Genomic DNA, 571 nt, shown 5'->3' with positions numbered 1-571 from the left:
GGCCTGCCGGTGGCGGTGCTGTTCCGCACCCAGTGGGCCGACGTGCTGCGGGTGGTCTTCGCCGCGCTGGTCTCGGTGGTGAGCACGATCTTCAGCGTCTTCACCCTGTCCTACGCTGTCAACACGATGAAGATCGACCGTCCGACGATGCTGACGGTCCTGATCCTCGCCAACGTGGTGGCGCTCGGCGCGATCCCGGCCTTCGCGGCCCTGTCCGACCGGATCGGCCGCCGCCCGGTCTTCATCTTCGGCGCGCTCGGCTCCGCCGCGCTGATCTGGCCCTACATGTGGGCGATCAGCCAGGGCAACATCCCGCTGATCTTCACCTTCGGCATCCTGCTCTCGGGCGTGGTCTACAGCGCCGCCAACGGGGTGTGGCCGTCGCTCTACGGCGAGATGTTCGGCACCAAGGTCCGCCTGTCGGGCATGGCGATCGGCACCCAGATCGGCTTCGCCCTCGGCGGCTTCGCTCCGGCCATCAGCGCCGAGCTCCTCGGCGCCGGCCCGACCGGCTGGGTCCCGGTCGCCGCCTTCGTCACCGCCACGGCAGCGATCGCCGCGGTGTCGATCT

The 571-nt window shown here is 69.7% G+C and carries 1 protein-coding gene; it reads left to right on the top strand.

Annotated elements, in window-relative coordinates:
* The coding region (locus tag QR78_RS31615) for an MFS transporter (protein ID WP_048431607.1) at positions 1–571 on the top strand (571 nt) is incomplete at both ends.

The organism is Methylobacterium indicum (assembly GCF_001043895.1).
Classification (GTDB): Bacteria; Pseudomonadota; Alphaproteobacteria; order Rhizobiales; family Beijerinckiaceae; genus Methylobacterium; species Methylobacterium indicum.
Note: the sequence above shows the minus strand (reverse complement) of the source record. Positions and strands in the feature narration are given on the sequence as shown.